Origin of the sequence: Crocosphaera sp. Alani8 (assembly GCF_038442745.1) — a bacterium.
In the GTDB taxonomy this organism is placed as follows: Bacteria; Cyanobacteriota; Cyanobacteriia; order Cyanobacteriales; family Microcystaceae; genus Crocosphaera.
The window spans coordinates 1-4,544 of record NZ_JARVCN010000257.1; the positions used below are offsets into that span (position 1 = coordinate 1).

Genomic DNA, 4,544 nt, shown 5'->3' on the forward strand with positions numbered 1-4,544 from the left:
AGCAGGAATTGAACATCAAGCCTGTCTAGGTTTGTCTAGGTTTCATGAAGCAGTTTGTCGAAGTCTCTAGCTATGACGGTATTAGCGGCTCCAATGCCCGAACGGTTGAGGCCTGGATAAAAGTCCCCACATCAGCCGGCAATGTACCCATTATCTCCTGGGGAGAAAATCAGCCATCTTCAAAATGGACCGTACGTCTGGATGGAAAGGGATTACTGCGAGTCGCCGTGGGAAATGGATGGGTTGTGGGGTCTACCAACTTGCTCGATGGTAAATGGCATCATGTTGCCGTGGCCTGGGAAATGGTTAACGGGGTGAACAACATTGAGAATGCCAAACTTTATGTCGATGGAAAGTTAGAAAAAGTATCAGACAAACAAGCTGTCACTCTTAATACTCGAAGCTCTGCTGTCCGAATTGGTTCGGATTTACAGGGCGGTTACTTTCAGGGAGAAATGAACGAGGTCAGAATCTGGAGTGAAGCCCGCACCCAGAAACAAATTGAGGCTAACCGAAACGTTAAGTTAAACGGAAAAGAAACTAACTTAGAAGCTTACTACAACTTCGACAATGGCACCGCTAATGATTTTAGCAGCAAAGGCCGTAACGGCATCCTTAAAAATGGTGCTTCAATAATATCCGCACCTGCCGATTTACCGACCTTTGCCAGTGCTATTCCTGTTCTAGGACAGACTATTACAGGATTGGAAAATTCCCAGGCTGGCACCAGCATCAGTGGTGGCGAAGATATTAACGGCGATGGACTGGCTGACTTTGCTGTTGGGGCACCAGCGGTGGATAACCTTAGTTATGCCTTGTTCGGCGGCGACTTTACCATCGCCTTGAACCAAGGTGGCACCCTCGGTAACGATGTACTGCAGGGGACCGCCACCGGGGATGCGATGATTGGCAACAGTGGCACTGACTTCTTGCTGGGAAATGGTGGTATTGATGCCCTTTCTGGTGGAAGTGGCAACGATGTGCTAACAATCAAAGATGACAACTTCCGCCGTGTCGATGGCGGCAGTGGTTTTGATGTGGTCAAGCTAGAGGGGGAACTCAACCAAACCTGGAATGTGACAGAACTGGCTCAGGGCGGACGGCTACGCAACCTGGAAGTGATTGACATTACCGGTTACGGCAACAATACGCTAATCCTCAACTCCACCACAGTGCTGAATCTGTCTGCTACGAGCAACACCGTTTTTGTTGATGCTGATGGCGGTACAAACCTGGAAACCGACATCCTGTATATTGGCGATGACTTTAAGGCCAACGGGAAAATTTCTAGCCATGGCGTGGCCTACGACGAGTACACCGCTGAGGAAGCCACCCTGTATGTAACCCCAGGAGCAACGGTGAACTTGCACTCTGCCCCTTCCCTGCCCATAGAACCCTCTGAGGAGATTGCGGATAACACCCCGCAACTTACCTCTAATGCAAACTCCTCGGAGACTACTGTTGATGCCTTTGACCCCACTCCACGTATTTTCGTATCAGAAACCATAGTCTCCGAAGCTGAGCGGGAAGCACACTTTACTGTGGTGCGCACGGGGGATCTCAGTCAGGGTCTTACTCTCAATTACACGACCTATGACGGCACCGCTAATGCTGGGGTAGACTTTACCCCTTATTCTGGCAAAATTACTTTTGCGCCCAACGTTAATCAAGCTCGTGCCACTATTCCCCTAACTGATGAAGAAATTTCACGTCAAGCTTATCGTTACTTTGACCTCAGAATTACCGAAAACTTTACCTTTGGAGGTGATTTTACCCAAACAGTCGAAGGTAGTAATGGAGAAGATATTCTTCTGGGTAGTAATATCGATGGTGCTACAGTTGATAATACATCAGGTCGCTATCGCTTCGATGGGAAACAGGGAGATGACTTAATTTATGGCTCTGCAGAACGCGATATTCTCAAAGGTGGTGCTGATAAGGATTTTCTCTTTGGTAAAGAAGGAGTAGATAAGCTTTACGGAGAACTAGGTGATGATCTCCTTGACGGAGGAAAAGACCGGGACTTTCTCTATGGTGGTGAAGGGGCTGATGGTTTTGTACTGCGCCAAGGAGATGGGACTGACCGAGTAATGGATTTCAATAGCGAAGAAGGTGATTTATTCCTCCTTGACCAAATGAGTTTTGGCACCTTGAGTTTTGAGAGCAACAAAATTCTCGTAGGAGAAGAAATATTAGCTATTGTGCTTGATAACGCAGGCAATCCTATTACTGATTTGAACACTCATCCTGAATGGTTTACTTCTCTATAATCGAGACTCCGCCCTCCTGCTTTTTATTAACGTTAAAATTGATTGAAACTTTTTCCTCGTTTACTAACAACTAACATCATGAAAAATAAATTTTCCTTACCGATTCTCTCCACCCAAACAGCCCAAGCTTTAGGCATCAGCATTGCTATGGTTATGGTTGGTTTTTCCTCTTCTCCTGTGCAAGCTTTGACTTGGAGATTAGGCTCAGGCTCTCAAGTTGAAACTAGCCCAACCCCAACTCCTATTACAGGAAGTTTTACTATTGATGATGAAAATAGTGCTTCTCCGCAAATTCTTTTTAGTGACATTATGGTTGGAGGCGTTACTTTTGACATGGTTGATAATATCGATACGACTTCCTTGGGAATAACAGCCATTGACTGGATAAATGGTACAAGTATTTTATCGTTAGCCTTTTCTCCCAGTGCCTTAACTAATACTGGAGGGACTATTGCCCTCAATAATGTTAGTGATTTAGATGGAGACCAAATTACTGGCTCAGTAACTACCATAACCTCTGTCCCTGAACCATCGACTCTTTTGGGAGCAGTAATCTGTTTTGGCGTTAGCCTGTTGTTTCATCGTCGCAAAATTGATTAACAAGTAAATATATATACTGTGGTAAATCTATGGGAGATTCTTGTCTAATGTACTTTTGAATAAAAGGGACATGACATTTGCTTTACATAGATTTATAGCACTACCGCTCTAAAAAAAATCCTCATGCTTTTTTCAATCCTACCTGTTGAACAAATTTTTCTTATTGTTGGTGTTTTGCTGGCGGCTAGCGTTTTAGCTAGTCAATTAACCAACCGCTTTGGAATTCCTTCTTTACTAATTTTCTTGGTAATTGGTATGTTGGCAGGGACAGACGGCATTGGGAATATTGAATTCGATCATCCTCGTCTAGCTACTTACATCGGAGAAGCGGCTCTGACTGTTATTATTTTTAGTGGCGGTCTTGACACAGAATGGCAAAAAATTCGGTCGGTACTTAAATCAGGTTTCGGCTTATCTACTGTTGGTGTTGCTATTTCAGTTTTTTTGGTAGGAACTTTTGCCTGGCTTATATTAGGGTCATTTTCCCAGTTTAAAATTGGCGGAGACGGCATTAGCTGGGGACAAGGATTATTGCTAGGAGCTATTATAAGCTCCACAGATGCAGCAGCCGTTTTTTCTGTACTCCGAGCTAGTCCCACTCATTTACCCACAAAATTGCAAGGATTACTTGAACTTGAATCTGGAACCAATGACCCGATAGCTGTTTTATTAACCACCAGTATTCTGCAGGTACTCTTAGCAGGAAATTTTTCATTAGGCACTTTTATTGGCCGACTTCTATTGAGTATTGGAGTTGCGATTGCGTTGGGTTATGGTAGTGGTCGATTAATGGCTTGGAGTTTGACCCATCTCCGACTTTATGCCCAAGGCTTATATCCTGTATTTTTACTAGCCTTAGTTTATGAGACTTCTGGCATTACTACTCTTTTGGGAGGCAGTGCAGTGCTAGCAGTGTATATTGCTGGTGCGGTACTGGGAAATCGTTCTTTTGTAGCTTCTGATATTATTCTGAGTTTTCAAGATAGTATTACTTGGCTAGCCCAAATTTTGATGTTTCTGACTTTTGGATTGTTAGTTGTCCCTGCCCATCTCCCAGCAGTGGCTGGTGTTGGTACAGCGATCGCCTTATTTCTAATTTTTGTAGCTCGACCGTTGAGTGTATTCATAACATTAAGTTTGAGTAAATGGGAGTGGAAAGAAAAGTTATTTATTTCTTGGGTAGGACTTCGAGGTTCTGTGCCAATTATTCTCTCAATTTTGCCACTCAATCAACAAATGAATCAAGCCGACGAACTGTTTTATGTCGTGTTTTATGTGGTATTAGTTTCAATTAGTTTGCAAGGTTTGACTTTATTACCTATGGCAAAGATGTTAGGATTATTGGCTCCATCGCCAAAAGTTTAGAACATAACTAAAATATTGATATACTCAATTGAAAACTGCTATCAGGTGGTAAACGAAACACTACGCTACGATACCCCTATCCAAATTGCCACTCGTATTGCAGTTGAAGATATAGAAATTGGGAATAAGAAAATTCAGGGTAATCGCATTGGATTTTGTATAAACCATAACTGACAGAATTCAGAAAGTAAGGTGACAAAGAGAAAACTCTTGATAAGAGTAAGGGAAACGTGTCACTTTGGCGAGGGGATGAGTTAGTTAGCGGACAGTGTCCTACAACTCCTAGTTAACTAGATTATGAAAAAATCA

4 protein-coding genes are annotated in these 4,544 nt (G+C 43.3%); all 4 read left to right on the plus strand.

Annotated elements, in window-relative coordinates:
* The first annotated feature begins 44 nt into the window (after positions 1–44).
* The gene (locus P9B04_RS14850; RefSeq protein ID WP_342055767.1) at positions 45–2,270 is read left to right on the plus strand and encodes a LamG-like jellyroll fold domain-containing protein; all 2,226 of its coding nucleotides are present in this window, start codon (positions 45–47) and stop codon (positions 2,268–2,270) included.
* Positions 2,271–2,348: 78 nt separating this feature from the next.
* A complete protein-coding gene (locus P9B04_RS14855; protein WP_342055768.1) occupies positions 2,349–2,870 on the plus strand; it encodes a PEP-CTERM sorting domain-containing protein in 522 nt (173 codons plus the stop codon).
* Between the two features lie 123 nt (positions 2,871–2,993).
* The gene (locus P9B04_RS14860) at positions 2,994–4,235 is read left to right on the plus strand and encodes a potassium/proton antiporter (RefSeq protein WP_342055769.1); all 1,242 of its coding nucleotides are present in this window, start codon (positions 2,994–2,996) and stop codon (positions 4,233–4,235) included.
* A 45-nt stretch (positions 4,236–4,280) separates the two neighbouring features.
* The gene (locus P9B04_RS14865) at positions 4,281–4,409 is read left to right on the plus strand and encodes a hypothetical protein (RefSeq protein ID WP_342055770.1); all 129 of its coding nucleotides are present in this window, start codon (positions 4,281–4,283) and stop codon (positions 4,407–4,409) included.
* Positions 4,410–4,544: the final 135 nt, after the last annotated feature.

Bases quoted from the DNA above. Each gene is read 5' to 3' on its own strand.
- P9B04_RS14850 (WP_342055767.1), top strand. From the start codon at position 45: ATGAAGCAGTTTGTCGAAGTCTCTAGCTATGACGGTATTAGCGGCTCC.
- P9B04_RS14855 (WP_342055768.1), top strand. From the start codon at position 2,349: ATGAAAAATAAATTTTCCTTACCGATTCTCTCCACCCAAACAGCCCAA.
- P9B04_RS14860 (WP_342055769.1), top strand. From the start codon at position 2,994: ATGCTTTTTTCAATCCTACCTGTTGAACAAATTTTTCTTATTGTTGGT.